The organism is Enterobacter sp. HMSC16D10, from assembly GCF_001807145.1.
Lineage (GTDB): Bacteria > Pseudomonadota > Gammaproteobacteria > Enterobacterales > Enterobacteriaceae > Enterobacter > Enterobacter roggenkampii.
Map to the genome: position 1 here is coordinate 1 of NZ_KV787886.1, position 1,216 is coordinate 1,216.

Annotated in this window: 1 protein-coding gene; it reads left to right on the plus strand. The window is 50.3% G+C overall.

Annotated features, from left to right (window positions below):
* Positions 1 to 57: 57 nt before the first annotated feature.
* A protein-coding gene (locus HMPREF3143_RS14745; RefSeq protein ID WP_085949497.1) for an IS3 family transposase occupies positions 58 to 1,205 on the plus strand; the annotation gives its coding sequence in 2 pieces (ribosomal slippage) (positions 58 to 295 and positions 295 to 1,205; 1,149 coding nt in all).
* Positions 1,206 to 1,216: the final 11 nt, after the last annotated feature.

The following is a 1,216-nucleotide window of genomic DNA, read 5'->3' on the forward strand; positions in this document are numbered from 1 at the left end:
GCCACGCGTTTAACAGACACCTCAGAGTCATTTAAGATGACTTAAAGAGAGGTGCCCATGAGCGGTAAGCGTTATCCTGAAGAGTTTAAAACTGAAGCAGTCAAACAGGTTGTTGATCGCGGTTATTCTGTTGCCAGCGTTGCAACACGTCTCGATATCACCACCCACAGCCTTTATGCCTGGATAAAGAAGTACGGTCCGGATTCTTCCACTAATAAAGAACAGTCAGATGCTCAGGCCGAGATCCGCCGTCTCCAGAAAGAGCTGAAACGGGTTACCGACGAACGGGACATATTAAAAAAAGCCGCGGCGTACTTCGCAAAGCTGTCCGACTGAGGTACGCCTTTATCCGTGACAACTCCTGTTGCTGGCCTGTTCGCCTGCTCTGTCGGGTGCTGGATGTTCATCCCAGTGGTTTTTACGCCTGGCTTCAGCAGCCGCATTCACAACGCCATCAGGCAGACCTGAGACTGACAGGACAGATTAAACAGTTCTGGCTGGAATCGGGATGCGTCTATGGTTATCGCAAAATCCATCTGGATCTGCGTGACAGCGGGCAACAGTGCGGAGTAAACAGAGTCTGGAGACTGATGAAACGTGTCGGAATAAAGGCTCAGGTCGGATACCGAAGCCCGCGGGCACGTAAAGGCGAGGCCAGTATCGTGTCACCCAACAGGCTCCAGCGACAGTTCAATCCGGATGCTCCTGATGAGCGTTGGGTAACGGACATAACCTACATCAGGACCCACGAAGGCTGGCTGTATCTTGCCGTTGTTGTTGATCTGTTCTCACGCAAAATTATCGGCTGGTCCATGCAATCCCGGATGACAAAGGACATTGTCCTGAACGCACTGCTGATGGCTGTATGGCGGCGTAATCCCGAAAAACAGGTGCTGGTTCATTCGGATCAGGGCAGTCAGTACACAAGCCATGAGTGGCAGTCGTTCCTGAAATCACACGGCCTGGAGGGTAGCATGAGCCGTCGCGGTAACTGCCATGATAATGCGGTTGCAGAAAGTTTTTTCCAGTTGTTGAAACGTGAACGGATAAAGAAAAAGATCTACGGAACGCGGGAAGAAGCCCGCAGTGATATTTTTGATTACATCGAAATGTTTTATAACAGTAAGCGTCGGCATGGTTCTAGCGAACAGATGTCACCGACAGAATATGAAAACCAGTATTATCAACGGCTCGGAAGTGTCTAGATTATCCGTGG